We start from the raw sequence: 16,298 nt of genomic DNA on the forward strand, positions 1-16,298 counted from the left end.
AATCGTGTTTCTAACCATACTCAAGAAGGACCTGAAGCGCAAAAAAGCAATGAATATCGTACTCTTCGTGCTTATCACCTTAGCCTCCACTCTGGTGGCAAGCAGCAGCAGCCTGATGTATTCCACATCAACGGCGATTAACAGTTTTATCGAACACAGCAAGGTAGCGGATTTCAACATTACGCTGGCCAACAGTCCGGAATACAATCATGACATTGAGGTTTGGGCCAAAAGCGACAAGAACATCAGCAAATCTTACTCTGATCTGCAGATTGGACTGTTGTCCAAGGAAATCAGAATGCCGGAAGGCCGAAAAAGCATAGCCGGGAATATTGGTCTGGTGCTGTCCAAGGTACCCGCTGAGGTAAACCTGGTGTTCGGAGCTGATGATGAGCGATTTACCCTGCAGAAAGGGGAAATTGCCTTGCCCATGAGTATACAGAATGCAACCGGTTTAAAACTGGGGGATAAGGTTGCTATTGAGCTAAAGGGCATAACCAAGACCTTTACAGTTACCGTGTTCTTCAAGGATGCATTTATGGGTTCGGATCTGCTAAGTCTCAAGCGCATGATGATAGCGGCTGAAGATTTCGCAGATATCCAAAAAGTGCTTCCGGGAGAATCATTGTCCAGACAGTGGAGCTTTACAGCTGTACCTGGAACGAACTCCGCCATGCTGTCAGCGGATTTTTCGAAGGAGGATTTGCCGATAAATTTCGAAATTGAAAAAGCGCTGGTGAAAACCTCTTTTCTGACAGATCAGATTATTTCCGCCATGTTATTTGTAATCAGTGTGTTTTTAATCTTCATTGCCTTTTTGACTTTGCGGTTTACGATTATCTCCACCTTGCAGGATGATTATAAGGAGATCGGGGTGATGAAGGCGATCGGCTTCAAAAGCTCGGGAATCAGGGGACTTTATCTGGCGAAGTATTCAGGGCTGGCTGTTGCCGGTGGTACTGCAGGGTTCTGCATCAGCCTTCCGCTGACAGAACTGATGTCCCGAAAAATATCGCAATATATCATCGTGCCTGGCGGCATCGCCGGAATGCTGGTTTCTATAGCTAGTGCAGTTGTTATTGTTGCCGTAACACTTCTGTTCTGCTCCATGTGCATGCGCAAGATCAATAAGGCGTCACCGATTGATGCGATCCGGCAGGGCCATACTGGAGAACGGTTCAATGCTTCCCGGAAGATATATCTGCACAAAAGCAAAGCCTTGCCTACAGCCATGTTCCTTGCCCTCAGTGACGTACTGAACCGGTTGAAGAGCTACACTGCCTTGATTCTTACCTTCATATTAAGTACAGCAATCATCATCATCCCGATTAACCTCACGAATACCATCGTAACGCCAAAGTTTATTGGTTATTTCGGTACTACCGTAGCAGACTTTTATACGAAAAGTGAAATCATAGAGAAACCCGTAACAGAGGTTCAATCAGAGCTGGCTCAGCTAACCGCGGACTTCCGTGACAAAGGGATTCCCGTATCGCTGAGCGCTGATTATACGATAAACACCAAGTATATTTCTGATGATGGTCTGAGCAACCGGCGGATCAGCGGAACTAAAACGGAGCCATCCACAGATAGTCCGTACCTAAAAGGCGTTGCACCGAAGCTGAAAAATGAAATTGCCATAACCAGTATTATGTCCAAGAACTTCCAGAAGGGTCTCGGTGAGAACATAGAGATGGAGATTGACGGCATCCGAAATACGTTTCTGATTACCGGCATATTTCAGACAATTACAAATGAAGGATATATGGTGCGGCTGGCGGATGATTTCACACCTTTGCAAGTGGCAGCCTATCAGTATGCAGGTAATATAAAGCTTCCGGAAGATCAAAAAGCAGCGGTGATCCATGAGGTGAAGCAGCAGTTCAGCGGACTTGAAATCATGAGCGCTTCAGATTTGCTTAGCGTAACTACGGGCGGTTTCATGGGACAGCTGAAAAATATTAATACGTTGCTTACTGTCGTTGTGTGTCTTATTACATTCTTTATTACCAGTCTCTTTGTGAGGCTGCTGATTACTAAGGAAGTGCAAGGAATTGCGTTGATGAAAAGCCTTGGGTTCACGAACGGAGAGATTCGTGTATGGCAGGTGCTGCGCATTCTTATCCTGATGTTAGGTTCTGTTATTCTGGGTGTTCTGCTGGCTAATCATTTGGGTGAAGTGCTGATTGGCCTCATCTTTAGTATGTTTGGGCTGACTGAAATAAACTTCAACATTGTGCCCTTGCAGGTCTATGGGTTATATCCTCTGCTGATTCTGGTTGTAGTGGTGCTTGCCGTGTATAGCAGCTGTGGACAGATTAGGAAAATACAGGTTTGGAACATGAACCAGGAATAAACAATAACAGATTCATACGAAATCTATAACTGGAGGAAAATCATATGGCTGCTGTATTGGAAGTTAAAAATTTATGCAAAACCTATATCGTGAACAAAGGACAGAATAACGTACTGAGAAATATTGACTTAACGCTGCACGAAGGTGATTTTGTTTCGGTGATGGGCCCGTCCGGCTCTGGAAAATCAACGCTGCTCTATACAGCGAGCGGGATGGACCGTTTGACCGCAGGGGAGGTTCTATTCGACGGGCAGAGTCTTTCACAGTTGAGCGAGAAGAGAATGGCTGAGCTGAGGCTGCATAAAATGGGATTTATCTTTCAACAAATGCATATGCTGAGCAACTTGTCTATTTATGATAATATCATTCTATCAGGCTATCAGGCGCTTAAGAACAGACAGGAAACACGAAGCCGGAGTGATGTGAATCTTTATGCCGATAAGCTGATGAAGCAACTGGGCATTATAGAAACTGCCAGCCATGATATTACTGAAGTATCAGGTGGCCAGCTGCAGCGGGCCTGCATCTGCCGGGCGCTGATTAACGAGCCGAAGATGCTGTTCGCCGATGAGCCTACCGGGGCTTTGAATTCGAAGGCAGCCAAGGAAGTGATGGAGGAGCTGTGCAGGATCAACCGGGAGGGAACCACAATCATGATCGTCACGCATGATGTGAAGGTGGCGGCACAGACCGATAAAGTATTGTACATGGTAGATGGTAATATACAGGGGGAGCTTCGTCTGGGCTCTTATTCCGAAGACCAGAGATTAAGAGAACGGGAACGCAAGCTGAATGAATGGCTTATGGGCATGGGCTGGTAAATCGCTCTCGATTGAGCTGGCCAAGCGGAAGAACAGCAGGGAGGCGATGCCGGTGGCGGAGATTCTGATCATCGAGGATAATAAAGAACTGGCGGACATTATTAAGGATTTTTTGCAGGGTGAAGGGTATTCGGTAATAGTGACAGCAAGCGGCGAGGAAGGGCTGGCTTATCTTGCTGGGCATACGGTGAAGCTGCTGCTGCTCGATGTAATGCTGCCGGAGCTTGACGGGTTTGCCATATGCAGAATGGTCAGAGAGCAGCATAATCTGCCCATCCTGATTATGAGCGCCCGGCATGGTGACGACAATAAGATTATTGGACTGGACCTCGGGGCGGATGATTATCTGGAGAAACCCTTCACCGTCCAGTTATTAATTGCCAAGGTAAGAGCGCACCTGCGCCGCAGTTATGATATGAAGGACGACAAGCAGTTGCTGGCCGATGGTGAAATTGTGATCAACCGGACATCCATGACAGTCTTCAGGGGCGAACAACCTCTGCCGATGACCTCTAAAGAATACGAATTGCTAGTGCTTCTGATGAACAATAAAGGGAAAGCCTTGCGGAAAGACTGGCTGTTTCAACAGGTATGGGGAGCGGACAGCTTCAGTGAGCCGTCGACCCTGACCGTACATATCAATAAATTGCGCGACAAAATTGAGCAGAAACCCAAAGAGCCGAAACGGATTATTACCGTTTGGGGGGTAGGCTATAAGTATGAAGCGGTTTAACCGTTTGATTCTATGGGTCGTTCTGTCCGGACTCGCGGGAATTGCCGCCTTCGCAGGCTATGCGCTGTCTCCTCTCCGTACGGAACACAGCAAGGCATACCGGATTGAAGTGAACCGTATCTTGCATCAGGCAAGTCAGCAGGAAGGGCCAGCGTTTCCGCTTATGTTCAACGCTTCGGACTATTCCTATATCCGCAGTATGAGCTGGATGGACAAGGATGCGGAGCCGCTTGCGATTCAGCGTTTTTTTGACGGATCGGGGGTTAAGGACAGTGAAGAATATATTGTGAAGCCTATCTATCTTGATGAGAGATTGTCCGGATTCCTGCGTTTCTCTTATGAAGATGGCAGCAGCTACATCCGGGGGAATGTTGTACTCATTGTCATACTGCTCCTGATATTGGCTGCGGTTACCGGTCTGCTCCTCTATGTGAGAGCCCAGATTATCCGGCCGTTTCACAAGATCGAGAAACTGCCCTATGAGCTGGCCAAGGGGCATCTGAATCCTGGAATGAAGGAGAGTAAGAGCCGCTTCTTTGGAAAGTTCATCTGGGGACTCGATCTGCTTAGACAAACGCTGGATACCCAGAGACAAACCAATCATCGCCTTGAAAAAGACAGGCAAACGCTTGTTGCTTCGCTTTCGCATGAGCTCAAAACACCAGTAGCTGCGATCAAACTGTATTCCAGCGCCCTTAGCGATGGACTGTATGAGAGCGAAGCTAAACAGCGGGATTGCGCCCGGTTGATCGGGCAGAAAGCGGAGCAGATTGAACATTTAATAGCCAGCATTATTACGACCTCAGTATCATCACTGCAGGAAGTAGAGATTCAGAGCTCTGAGTTTTACATCCGTGATTGGCTCCAGAGGGCAGTACATAACCATAAAGAACGGCTTGATTTATTGAAGATTCGCCTGGAAATAGGGGGCTATCAGAATAAGCTTCTGTTGGGCGACCCGGATAAATTGCTGGAAGTGCTGGACAACATTATAGAGAATGCGATTAAATATGGCGATGGTACCCGTATAGGGATCACGTTTGAGGAAGAGGATTTCCGCCAGCTTATCCGGATTGAGAATTCAGGTGTTCCCATAATGGCTAACGAGCTACCCTACATATTCACAAGCTTCTGGCGCGGCTCGAATGCCGGGGATAAGCAAGGAAACGGCCTAGGCTTATTTATCTGCAAGCAGCTATTGCAAAAAATGGGTGGCGATATTTTCGTTGAGGCAAGCGGACGGGGTATGTGCTTCGTACTGGTACTTAGATACTAAATGTCGGACTTCAGGAGAACTGGGATGAAAGAGCTGAACTATAAAGAGTATGAAATACTCGAATCTTTGTTTAACCAGAAAAAGCAGCATATTCCGGCGTTATCTGTGCTGCGGGGGAATTATCCGGGGCGGGTATTTGCAGATGTAACGGAGAGACCGACCCTTGCAATAGTGTGGGCGACCGGCAGATGGATGTATGCCGCAGGTGACATCAACCCGGAGCAGAATAAAGAGGCAATGAAGCTGTTTTTGCAGGATGTGGTACTTCCCGATTGCAAAGCTCAGAACCGCAGCTGGTTTGAAATTTATACGGATGATTCCAGGGAGTGGGAGAAGTTGTTTCTGGGCGGAATGGACAAATTGAACAAATGGAACGTGGATAAACATCTCGAGTCAGTGTATGTGTTCCATCCTGAGCAATTTAATCGGAGACAACAATACACGAAACCGGATATAACCAGTAACCTGCGGATCGAACTCTCTGAGTATCCTGTTTTGCCTGATGCTTATCATCACTTGCCTTATGTACATACAAAGTTTGCTCAGCAGACAACCTGCGGTGCGGCGGTAAAGTTTGGAGAACGTACCCTTTCGATCTGCAAAAATAACGGGTTCACAGCCGGACGTGAATATTTTATTGACGTGGATACTTTCGAAGCAGCTGAGCGGAACAATGGCTATGCAGAACAAGCTGCAACTGCTTTAATCGACTTTTATCTGACAAGAGGGATGGCTCCGCTTTGGGAAACCACGCATGACAACCACCCTTCTCACAGACTAGCGTCCAAACTGGGATTTGCCCCTGTTGAGCACTACCCGGTTTTTTCTTTTGTGAGGGAGTAAGGTGCTACTTGTGTCTTGCACAGCGAACCGTTCATAATAGAAATGGATGGTTTGCTGTGCAAGTGACGTTAACAATCTAATATTCCGGGAGGATATCATATGAATTACCGTAAGCTTGGAAATACAGGGCTATCGATCAGCGAAGTCAGCTTTGGCACTTGGGCCATTGGCGGCGACTGGGGAACAAGCCGGGATGAGGACGGGTTGAAGGGACTGGCGCTGGCTATTGAGCAAGGTGTGAATTTCTTCGACACCGCTGATGTATACGGTTCCGGTCATGCCGAAGAGCTGCTTGCCAAAGCCACCAAAGGCAAAGAAGATCAAATACATATTGCCACGAAATTTTGCCGTGCCGGTGACATTCATGATCCTGAGAATTATTCAGCACGGAGAGTAAGCGAATACGCGGAACAAAGCCTGCGCCGCCTACAGCGTGAAGCCATTGACCTGTATCAGATTCATTGTCCGCCAATTGAGATTTTGCGTGACGGTAGTGTATTTGCTGTTTTGGATCAATTAAAAGCCGAGGGTAAAATCTGCCATTACGGAGTCAGCGTGGAAACGATTGAAGAGGGACTTCTATGTCTCGAGTATCCTGGCGTGCAAGCGCTTCAGGTTATCTTCAATCTGTTCCGCCAGCAGCCCGCACTGGAACTGCTGCCGCGTGCCGAAGCGCAAGGTGCGGGAATCCTGGTGCGGCTGCCGCTTGCCAGCGGCCTGCTCACAGGGAAGTTCAAGGAGGACAGCATCTTCCAGCCTGACGATCACCGCAGCTTCAATGCCAACGGCGAGCAGTTTAATGTGGGGGAGACCTTTGCCGGTCTGCCTTTTGTCAAAGGTGTAGAGCTGGCCCGTAAGCTGGATTGGATTAGCGAAGGCCGGGGGAACATGGCAAGAGCAGCGATGCGCTGGATTCTGGATCATCCTGCCGTCAGCTGCATCATTCCAGGATTTAAAAATGAAGCGCAGGTAGCCGATAACCTCGCGTCACGCGAAGTCCCTTCCTTTACGGCAGAAGAGATGCAGCGGTTAAGCCAGTTTTACAGCAACGATGTCGTTCCGCACATCCGTGGGGGTGTATAAGCCGACTCTATGACAAGGAACACAACCATCGGTCTGCTTGCCCATGTTGATGCCGGGAAAACGACCTTCGCCGAGCAGCTGCTTTATCATACGGAGGCCATCCGCAGCCGGGGCAGAGTGGATCATAAAGATACGTTTTTAGATACGCATAAGATTGAAAAAGCGCGTGGAATTACGGTGTTTGCCGACCAGGCTAAATTTAACATCGGAGATTCGTGCTACTTTCTGCTGGACACGCCCGGGCATGTCGATTTCTCGCCGGAGATGGAGCGAGCGCTGCAGATTCTCGACTACGCGGTAGTCATTGTAAGTGCTGTTGAAGGTGTGGAAGGCCACACAGAGACCGTATGGCAGCTGCTGCGCCGGCATGGAATTCCGGCCTTTTTCTTCATCAATAAAACCGACCGTGCGGGCGCTGACCCGCAGCGTGTATTGAAAGAAATCCGCCTACAGCTCAGCAGGGATGCTTTCATGCTGCCGGAACTTCAGGAAACCGGAGTAGACGAAGAACTCAAGTCATTTATGGCCGAACGCGATGATCGGCTGTTTGAGGCTTATCTGGACGGAAGTCTAAACGATTCTGACTGGCACGAAGCGCTCATCGCTTTAGTCAAGCGCGGCAATATCTTTCCGTGTATGTCTGGTTCTGCCTTGCTGGATGAGGGCATCGACAGCTTTCTCCGCAACCTGGATGCTTTGGTACATACTGAATATGATTACCAGCAGCCTTTTTCAGGAAGAGTATATAAGATCCGCCATGATGAAAAGGGAACACGGATCACCTACATTAAAGCACTGCAAGGCGTGCTTAAATCAAGAGAGGAACTGGCTTACGGTCCTGCCCAGGAACGGATAGAGGAACGGATTACCAGTATCCGCAAAATTTACGGGGCTAAGACAACAGCGGCGGAATGGGGCGCTGCAGGTGAGCTGTTTGCGGTCACGGGGTTAACATCCGCTAAGCCTGGAGAAGGTGTGGGGTTGTTGCAGGATCACCTCAGCAGCGAGCTTGTCCCGACATTGAAATCAAAGGTGCGGTTTGAACCGCCCGTGCACCTTAAGGAAGTGCATAATGCCTTCCAGCAGCTGGGTGCGGAAGACCCGTCGCTGAATGTGAGCTGGGATGAGGAATTGCAGGAACTGCATATTCAGGTGATGGGGCAAATTCAGTTGGAAATTCTGGAGCAGATTATGCGCGAACGCTTCAGTATCCCGGTGACATTTGGCGATCCGGAGATTCTGTACATGGAGACAATCCATAACACAGTCTACGGCTGCGGCCATTTTGAACCGCTCGGCCATTACGCCGAGGTGCATCTGAAGCTTGAGCCCGGCGCTCGCGGCAGCGGTATCTCTGTTCAGAATGAGTGCCACCCCGACGATTTAGCTGCCGGCTACCAGCACCAGATTGAGCAATATTTACTGGAAAGCGGGCATCGCGGCCTGCTTACCGGCTCACCGCTGACGGATCTGCGTATCACCTTGCTAAGTGGAAGAGCGCATAATAAGCACACCCACGGCGGGGATTTCCGGGAAGCCGCATTTCGGGCTTTGCGTCAAGGACTGGAGCAGGCGGAGAATATTTTGCTGGAGCCGGTGTATGCGCTCAAGATCAGGATAAATATCGATCATGTAGGCAAAGTAATGGCGGATATCCAGCAGGCTAGCGGGAGCTTTGCTGCACCCGAGATGACCGATCAAGTGGCAGTCGTCACGGGTACGGTGCCTGTCGACACCTTTATGAACTATTCCGTCAGACTGGCCTCAATGACGCAAGGCAAAGGCTCATTGTCGCTAAGGGTTGCCGGTTATCAGGATTGCCATGAACCGGAAACCGTTATCCTAAGTAAACAATACAATAAAAATGCCGATCCGGCTTACACCTCCATTTCGATTTTTTGCGCGAAAGGGCAAGCTTTCTCCGTTCCTTGGGATGAAGCGGAGGAATATATGCATGTGAAGCGTCAATGGTAAGAACCCTCTGGCCGGATTGCAACAAGGACATATGTCCTTTCCGTAGCAAGAAATTCCGCTTTTAATTAAAAGAACATAGGCCAAGATTTTGAGGGGGATTTACATGACAGTAACGATAGACAAGATCGCTTGGATTCACATCGTGGGAGGTAAAGTATTGGCTGCCCGTTCCCACGGAAAGGATACCTATTATTTTCCCGGCGGGAAACGGGAACCGGGTGAAACCGACAATGAGACATTAATCCGGGAGATCGAAGAGGAATTAACGGTCCGGATTGAGCCGGACAGCATCCAGTCTTTTGGCACTTATGAAGCAGCAGCCCATGGCAAAGAGGAAGGCGTGCTTGTCCAGATGACCTGTCTCACCGCAGCTTACACAGGGCAGCTTGCTCCGGCAGCGGAAATAGCAGAATTGGCATGGCTTAGCTATAAAGACAGGGAACGTGTTTCCGCTGTCAGCCAGATCATTTTTGATCAATTACAAGAAATGAAGCTACTCTCCTAATATTTTTCTTCAGGCCCGTTTCAGCCAATGCCATGGCTTGAAACGGGCCTTCGAATTATTGGCCTGTTTCTCCAAATCAACTCTTTCTTCCACTTAGGACATATGTCCTTCACGGATAACGCCAGATGTCATTTAATTAAAGCAGAGATCACATAGAGGAGAGAGAAGCAATGAGAGGAATTATTTTTGCATTCTTGGCCGGGGCCTGCATTACGCTGCAAGGGGTAGCCAACGCCCGCATCAGCCAGGATATAGGCACGTGGCAGGCAGCGACCATTACCCAATTAACGGGCTTTATTATGGCCTTTATCATCCTGCTGTTCGTTCGAGACGGAAAGAAACAAGGCTTCAAGCTGGTCAAACCTTTGTATTTAACAGGAGGTGCCTTCGCCGCTTTTGTTATTTTCAGCGAAGTGACCGCAATTCAGAATATCGGTGTTACCTTTACCATATCGGCACTGCTGATCGCACAACTGTTCCTTACATTTCTGATAGATAGCAACGGATGGTTCGGCGTGGTGAAGCAGAAGATGCGGCTGCCGCAATTTATTGGAATCGGCATGATGATCTTAGGTGTAGTCATTCTTAAGTTCTAGCCTTGGAGGGAAGCCGGCCATGAAGGAAATTCAAGATCAAGGTCTGCTGCAGACCTATTTGCAGAAACATCAGCTTGAGCATATTTTCATTGAACCGCTGAAGGCGCATCTGTCGTTGTACAGCTTTACGCAGGGGGAAACGATTTGCTTCAAAGGAGATCCTTCCGAGTCGCTGTACGTGCTGGTTAAAGGCAAACTCAAGATTTATACGACGACGGCCGAGGGCAGGACGCTGATTATCTGCTTCAAGACACCGCTTGAGCTAATCGGGGATGTTGAATACATTCAGGGAACAGAATTGCTGAACACGGTTGAAGCCGTATCGCAGGTTCATATGATTTGCATACCGTACAGATGGCTGAAAAAATACGGGCGGAATCATCCGCCCTTGCTGCAATTTTTGCTGGAGATCATTACTCGGAAATTCTACAGAAAATCCGATTTCCTCAGTTTGAACCTGATGCACCCCGTTGAGGTACGGCTGGCGAGTTATCTTTTATCCATCACCTATGATGAATCCGATCCTAAATTTACAGGGCAGTTAAGCACGATTAATCTGGTGGATACGGCGAATTTTATTAGCACCAGCTACAGGCATTTGAACAGGGTAATCCAGAAGTTCTGCCAGCAGGGGCTGACCGAGCGCAGCAAAGGCTACATTCTGGTGAAGGACCGGGAAGGGCTTAGCAGGCTGGCACACCGTAATATTTACGAGGCAACTACACCATACTGATGAACATAAAGAAGACGAAAAGGGAGTAATAGATAATGATACTGGGACTACTACTGGCCATGTTTGCCGGGGCGCTTGTGAGCCTGCAGAACATATTCAACAGCAAAGTAAATGAACATACTGGATCATGGTCCACAACAACATTGGTACTAGGGATGGGCTTTATTGCTTCACTGGTAATGGGACTCATCGTTGAAGGCAAAAATATGTTTACTCTTCAGCATATGCAGCCCTGGTATTGGATCAGCGGAATGATCGGGGTCGGTGTTGTCATCTGTCTGGTGCAGGCCACAAGGCTGCTTGGAGCGACTTATGCGATTTCGATTGTACTGACGTCTCAGCTTGGCTTCGCCCTGTTGTGGGATTCACTGGGCTGGCTTGGTCTGGCCAAGGTTCCGTTCACATTGAATCAGCTCATAGGGGTTCTGGTGATTGTAGGCGGGATTCTGGTCTTCAAATTAGGAGGGGGCCGCGAGCCGCAAAAGTCTGCCGAATCCCGCAAGCAGCGGCAAGCATTGCATACCGATTAATAGCAGTTATTCTTAGTCTTAGGTCTTTTTTGCAGCAAAAAGCGTGCACCGTATTGTTACGGTTGCGCGCTTTTTTTGTTACAGCTCTAGTGGAGTGCTTTACTGCCGAGCAGTGCGTTTTTCCACTTGCTGTAGACAGTCCAGGCGTCTCCATTGTCCAGTAAATGCTTGCAAGTATACACGCCTTCTTCTATGGAATTGACCTTTCCGGCCACGTGAAGCCGGGCTGCGCCGTTCAACAGCGTCTGATTGTAAAAGGCCATATGCCCGCCTCCCTGAAGCACAGCTTCAGCTGTAAGCAGCTGCCGCTGGGGAGTCCAGTCCATTTCAGGCACTACGGTTTCAAGTCCCAGCGCATCAGGATCAATGATATCCAGCTGTGCTATGCCGTTCGCAATGGAGTATATGCGGTTCGGCCGGTCGATATAGAGATCCTCAGAGCCTTCCACCCCTTGAACAACCAATCCCTTTTGATAGCCGAGCTTCACGATAAGTCTGGAAATCCGGTCGAATACAGTATTATGATAGATCCCGAATACGATGTAAGGAGAACAAGAATAGTCGATCAATTTCTCGGCTGTATTCAGGATCGTTCTCATGCCAATGTCTTCCCGGAGGCTGCGGATGGCCCCAAGCGGAGGACACCACTGCTCAGCCTTAGCGAAGAGGACGCCGCTTTCTTGTGCAGCTTCGATCGCGTCTGTCCGGGACAGCCTGGCAATCTCGATACCGGAGGCTTGAATGATGTCCTGTAGCGTAACCCCCCACTTGGGCGGCAAGGAAGGGGAACCATGCAGTGTGACCGGCACTCCCGCAGCAGACAGCAAGAAGGCGGTAGGAAAGGTGGCGACAAAAGAATTCGTTCTCCCGTCATAAGGCCCGGCACAATCCATGCCCTGCTGAACCGGCTCCCGGAGGGCAACCTTGCGGCAGACCGTTACGAAGGCTTCCAGCTCCTCGATGCTTTCCAGCTTGATACGCTCCGCAATTAGAAAGGCGCCAATCTGCACGGGAGAGGCCGTCTGGCCCAGAATGGATTCCGCAGCATAATAAGCTTCATCATAGCTTAAATCCCGGGCACCCCGTTTGCCTCTGGCAACTTCTTTTAGAATATTGATCATATGGGATTCTCCTTAAGTTTGATCCTGCAGCAGCTGATATACTTTAACTATCGACGTGGCGACATCAACTATACGCTTGCGTTCATTCATCGCCTGCTTGCGAAGAAGGTCATAGGCTTCGGATTCACTGATGTTCTTCGCCTTGGAGAGGATGCCTTTAGCCATATCAATCCATTTGCGCTCTTCGATCCGGGACAGCAGCTGCTCCCGCTCCTTTAGCCATTGATGGCGTTCGAAGCACTGCTTGGCGCTGAAATGAAGAATCCAGTGAATTTCCTGCGGGTGCATGAAGGGGGATAATATCCCGTCGACCCTGATATTGTCTTCACAGGCCGAGACAGATAATGTCGCGGTCAGGGAGGTGCACCACCAGACTATTGGTGCAATTTTGTGCTGGATCAGCGGGGTGCTCCATTCATTGATTTCGGTGATAGGTAAATGAAGAATGGAGGCATCGGCATCGCTGATCAGGGCCAAGGCCTGTTCCAGAGTATCAGCTACCTCGACCACATAACCGCAGGAGCGAAGAATGACGTCCGGGCTCCGGGACGAGAGCGCTTCTGTATCGTTCTCTGTTGTACCATTATGAATGACGAGCAGGGAATGCATAGTTTGACGCTCCTTTTACATCGTAATGATCGACGTCATGGATCTGCTATTGAACGTACAATATAAGTTATAATGTTATATTATATAACACACATTGAGCGTTGTTGTCGATAAATTAAATATATAAAAATTTATATGTCATAATTGTTGACGTATTACGAATTCATGTAGTATAGTCATTTTAACAAATTCATCAAATCTACGAATACAACGATGTATTCGGTCGAAGCGGCAATGGCGCCTGCTCTCACATCTGTTACCTGGAAACGTAATTTTCCGGCCGGAGTGAAGCGGGCTATTTCTGTTGTCTACATGGAGAGGAGAGAGACATATGTCAGCAATACGCAAAAAACTGATACTGGTCGGTAACGGGATGGCGGGGGTACGGGCGATCGAACATTTGCTCAAATTGGCTCCTGAGGCTTACGAGATTACGATTTTTGGTTCCGAGCCGCATCCGAACTATAACCGGATTATGTTATCTTCTGTCCTCGCAGGCGGAGCCAGCATGGATGAGATTATTATCAATGACCTTGAATGGTACCGCAGTTTTAATATTACGCTGTATACGGGCCACACTGTCACTTCCATAGATACTGTGGAGCGTAAAGTATATACGGATAAAGGGATAGAAGCCCGTTATGATGAACTGATTCTAGCCACCGGCTCTAACCCGTTCATGTTGCCGCTGCCCGGAGCAGAGAAGGAAGGGGTCATCGCATTCCGCGATATTAAGGACACCCGGATTATGCAGGAAACCTCGCAGAAGTATAAAAAAGCGCTGGTCATCGGCGGAGGACTGCTTGGTCTGGAGGCGGCAAGAGGACTGCTGCACCTGGGGATGGAGGTTTCGGTTGTACACATCCATGATTATATTATGGAACGCCAACTGGATGAAGCGGCTTCGGTGATGCTCCGCAAAGAGCTGGAAGAACAGGGCATGAAGTTCCTGCTGAAGAAGCAGTCAGAGGCGATTCTCGGTAAAAAAAGAGTTAAAGGTCTGCTGTTCACAGACGGTGAAGTGGCTGAAACCGATCTGATCGTGATGGCAGTCGGCATCAAGCCGAATATTGAGCTGGCACGCAAGAGCTCTATTAAGATTAACCGCGGCATCATTGTGAATGATTATCTGGAGACCAATATTCCCGGAATCTATGCGGTCGGAGAATGTGCAGAGCACCGGGGTATTGCTTACGGACTGGTAGCTCCGTTATATGAGCAGGGGGCTGTGCTCGCCAAGAGACTGGCGGGTGTGCCGACCGAAGGCTACACAGGCTCCATTACCTCGACCAAGCTGAAAGTATCCGGGGTCGATGTATTCTCCGCAGGCCAGTTCACGGAGCAGCCGGGGTCTAGAGCTTTACGCTATCAGGATGAGATTGACGGAGTCTACAAAAAGCTGGTCATTCAGGACGACAAGCTGATCGGTGCCGTATTGTTCGGCGATACAAATGACGGGGCACAGCTATTCTCCATGATTAAGAAAGGCGAGAATATTAAGGGGAAGGAAAAAGAACTGCTGCTTGGGATTTCCGGCGATGCACTTGCCTCGCCCAAAGGAAACCGGCTGGAGGGCATGGCTGATGACGAGATCATCTGCGGCTGCAACGGTGTGTCCAAAGGGGCGATAGCCGAGGCTATTCAATCCGGGGGCTGCACCAGTGTAGGCCAGATCAAAGCCTGCACGAAAGCTTCCGCCTCTTGCGGCGGCTGCAAACCGCTGGTAGAGGGACTGCTGCAGCTCTATGCCGGTGATGATGTGGTCACGGTCAAGGAAGGCATCTGCGGCTGCACTACACTTGGACGCGACGAAATTGTCGCCGAGATCAAGCGGATGGAACTGAAGACAGTCAAGGAAGTCATCAATGTACTGGATTGGAATAATGAAGAGGGCTGTGCCAAATGCCGTCCTTCATTGAATTACTATCTGGGGATGCTCTGGCCTGAAGAATATGTGGATGAGAAGGAGTCCCGGTACACGAATGAACGCTACCATGCCAATATCCAGAAAGATGGCACGTACTCGGTGGTACCGCGAATTTATGGAGGCGTGACCTCACCGGCTGAGCTGATCAAGATCGCAGAGGTTGCCGCGAAGTTCGAGGTTCCACTGGTGAAGTTCACCGGCGGGCAAAGACTTGATTTGCTCGGCGTCAAGAAGGAGGATCTGCCGAAGATGTGGGAAGAGCTGGATATGGCTTCCGGGCATGCCTACGGCAAGACACTCCGGACGGTTAAAACCTGTGTCGGCTCCACCTACTGCCGGTTCGGTACGCAAGATGCCCTTGGTATGGGCATTCGCTTAGAGAAAGCTTTCGAACGGCTGAATACGCCGGGCAAAGTGAAGCTTGCAGTCTCCGGCTGTCCGCGAAACTGTGCGGAAGCGACGATTAAGGATTTCGGCGTTGTCGCCATTGATGGCGGCTGGGAGCTGCATATCGGGGGCAACGGCGGTGTGCATGTACGGGCAACAGATCTCCTCTGTGTAGTGAAGACCGATGATGAAGTGCTGGAATGGGCTAGTGCATTTCTGCAATATTACCGGGAGAATGCCGGCTGGAACGAACGGACAGCCCAGTGGGTCGAACGTGTAGGTCTGGACAGCATTAAGCAGGCCTTAGAGCTTAAGGAAGAACGGCTGGCGCTCCAGGAAAGAATTCAGAAGACACTCAGTCTCACCACCGATCCGTGGAAACAAATTGTTAATGAGCCGGAGCTGCGCAAGAATTTCGAAGAACTCTCACAACCCGAGACGGTATAAGGAGGCCACTGCTATGACTATGACCAAAATGCTTGTTGGCAATTTGACGGATATCGACATCAGAGGCTCACGCAAGTTCAAGGTGGGAGACAAGGAAATAGCCTTATTCCGTCTTACTGGGGGTGAGGTGCTGGCCGTTGAGAATAAATGCCCGCACAAAGGCGGCGTCTTATCAGAAGGTATGGTCTGCGGTTCAAAGGTGCATTGTCCGCTCCACGACTGGCGGATTGACCTCCATAGCGGTGCTGTGCAGGCACCCGATTCCGGTCATGTGACAACCTATGAGGTAGAGGTAGATCACAGCAGCGGGCACATCTATCTGACTATCTAGTACAACTAGTGATTACAGGGGGAATA

At 49.4% G+C, this 16,298-nt stretch carries 15 protein-coding genes; 13 read left to right on the plus strand and 2 right to left on the minus strand.

Features of this window, described 5'->3' with window-relative positions; genetic code table 11:
* Nucleotides 1-4 precede the first annotated feature (4 nt).
* From NST99_RS15920 to NST99_RS15970, 11 genes are all read left to right on the plus strand, one after another.
* Nucleotides 5-2,356: an ABC transporter permease gene (locus tag NST99_RS15920; protein WP_341092981.1), complete on the plus strand. Its 2,352-nt coding sequence runs from the start codon at nucleotides 5-7 to the stop codon at nucleotides 2,354-2,356.
* Between the two features lie 44 nt (nucleotides 2,357-2,400).
* The gene (locus tag NST99_RS15925) at nucleotides 2,401-3,177 is read left to right on the plus strand and encodes an ABC transporter ATP-binding protein (protein WP_341092983.1); all 777 of its coding nucleotides are present in this window, start codon (nucleotides 2,401-2,403) and stop codon (nucleotides 3,175-3,177) included.
* On the plus strand, nucleotides 3,149-3,910 hold the full coding sequence (locus NST99_RS15930) for a response regulator transcription factor (RefSeq protein ID WP_341092984.1): 762 nt from the start codon (nucleotides 3,149-3,151) through the stop codon (nucleotides 3,908-3,910). The genes NST99_RS15925 and NST99_RS15930 overlap by 29 nt, the downstream gene beginning before the upstream one ends.
* Nucleotides 3,897-5,186, plus strand: coding sequence for a sensor histidine kinase (locus tag NST99_RS15935; RefSeq protein WP_341092986.1), 1,290 nt, complete (start codon nucleotides 3,897-3,899; stop codon nucleotides 5,184-5,186). Before NST99_RS15930 ends, NST99_RS15935 begins: the two co-directional genes overlap by 14 nt.
* 24 nt (nucleotides 5,187-5,210) lie before the next feature.
* Complete coding sequence (locus NST99_RS15940; RefSeq protein ID WP_341092987.1) at nucleotides 5,211-6,029, plus strand: GNAT family N-acetyltransferase; 819 nt, start codon at nucleotides 5,211-5,213, stop codon at nucleotides 6,027-6,029.
* 99 nt (nucleotides 6,030-6,128) lie between these two features.
* Nucleotides 6,129-7,112 (plus strand): aldo/keto reductase, encoded by a 984-nt coding sequence (locus tag NST99_RS15945; RefSeq protein WP_341092988.1) that lies wholly within the window; start codon nucleotides 6,129-6,131, stop codon nucleotides 7,110-7,112.
* Between the two features lie 9 nt (nucleotides 7,113-7,121).
* Entirely contained in the window at nucleotides 7,122-9,086 is a 1,965-nt protein-coding gene (locus NST99_RS15950; protein WP_341092989.1) for a translation factor GTPase family protein, read from the plus strand.
* Nucleotides 9,087-9,189: 103 nt separating this feature from the next.
* A complete protein-coding gene (locus tag NST99_RS15955; RefSeq protein ID WP_341092991.1) occupies nucleotides 9,190-9,591 on the plus strand; it encodes an NUDIX hydrolase in 402 nt (133 codons plus the stop codon).
* A gap of 170 nt (nucleotides 9,592-9,761) precedes the next feature.
* On the plus strand, nucleotides 9,762-10,187 hold the full coding sequence (locus NST99_RS15960) for a DMT family transporter (protein ID WP_341092992.1): 426 nt from the start codon (nucleotides 9,762-9,764) through the stop codon (nucleotides 10,185-10,187).
* 19 nt (nucleotides 10,188-10,206) lie between these two features.
* Nucleotides 10,207-10,920: a Crp/Fnr family transcriptional regulator gene (locus NST99_RS15965; protein WP_341092993.1), complete on the plus strand. Its 714-nt coding sequence runs from the start codon at nucleotides 10,207-10,209 to the stop codon at nucleotides 10,918-10,920.
* Nucleotides 10,921-10,955: 35 nt separating this feature from the next.
* Complete coding sequence (locus NST99_RS15970) at nucleotides 10,956-11,450, plus strand: DMT family transporter (RefSeq protein ID WP_341092995.1); 495 nt, start codon at nucleotides 10,956-10,958, stop codon at nucleotides 11,448-11,450.
* An 86-nt stretch (nucleotides 11,451-11,536) separates the two neighbouring features.
* Here NST99_RS15970 and NST99_RS15975 read toward each other — a convergent pair whose 3' ends face one another.
* Together NST99_RS15975 and NST99_RS15980 are read right to left on the minus strand one after the other, a co-directional pair.
* A complete protein-coding gene (locus NST99_RS15975) occupies nucleotides 11,537-12,571 on the minus strand; it encodes an anthranilate phosphoribosyltransferase (protein ID WP_341092996.1) in 1,035 nt (344 codons plus the stop codon).
* A gap of 12 nt (nucleotides 12,572-12,583) precedes the next feature.
* Nucleotides 12,584-13,180, minus strand: a complete 597-nt coding sequence (locus tag NST99_RS15980) for an ANTAR domain-containing response regulator (protein ID WP_341092999.1) — start codon at nucleotides 13,178-13,180, stop codon at nucleotides 12,584-12,586.
* A 331-nt stretch (nucleotides 13,181-13,511) separates the two neighbouring features.
* Between NST99_RS15980 and nirB the strand changes: the two genes are divergently transcribed.
* Nucleotides 13,512-15,941 (plus strand): nitrite reductase large subunit NirB, encoded by a 2,430-nt coding sequence (nirB, locus tag NST99_RS15985; RefSeq protein ID WP_341093001.1) that lies wholly within the window; start codon nucleotides 13,512-13,514, stop codon nucleotides 15,939-15,941.
* Nucleotides 15,942-15,960: 19 nt separating this feature from the next.
* Nucleotides 15,961-16,272 (plus strand): nitrite reductase small subunit NirD, encoded by a 312-nt coding sequence (gene nirD / locus NST99_RS15990; protein ID WP_341097662.1) that lies wholly within the window; start codon nucleotides 15,961-15,963, stop codon nucleotides 16,270-16,272.
* The last annotated feature ends 26 nt before the right edge of the window (nucleotides 16,273-16,298 follow it).

This window comes from Paenibacillus sp. FSL L8-0470 (assembly GCF_038008625.1).
Lineage (GTDB): Bacteria > Bacillota > Bacilli > Paenibacillales > Paenibacillaceae > Paenibacillus_AQ.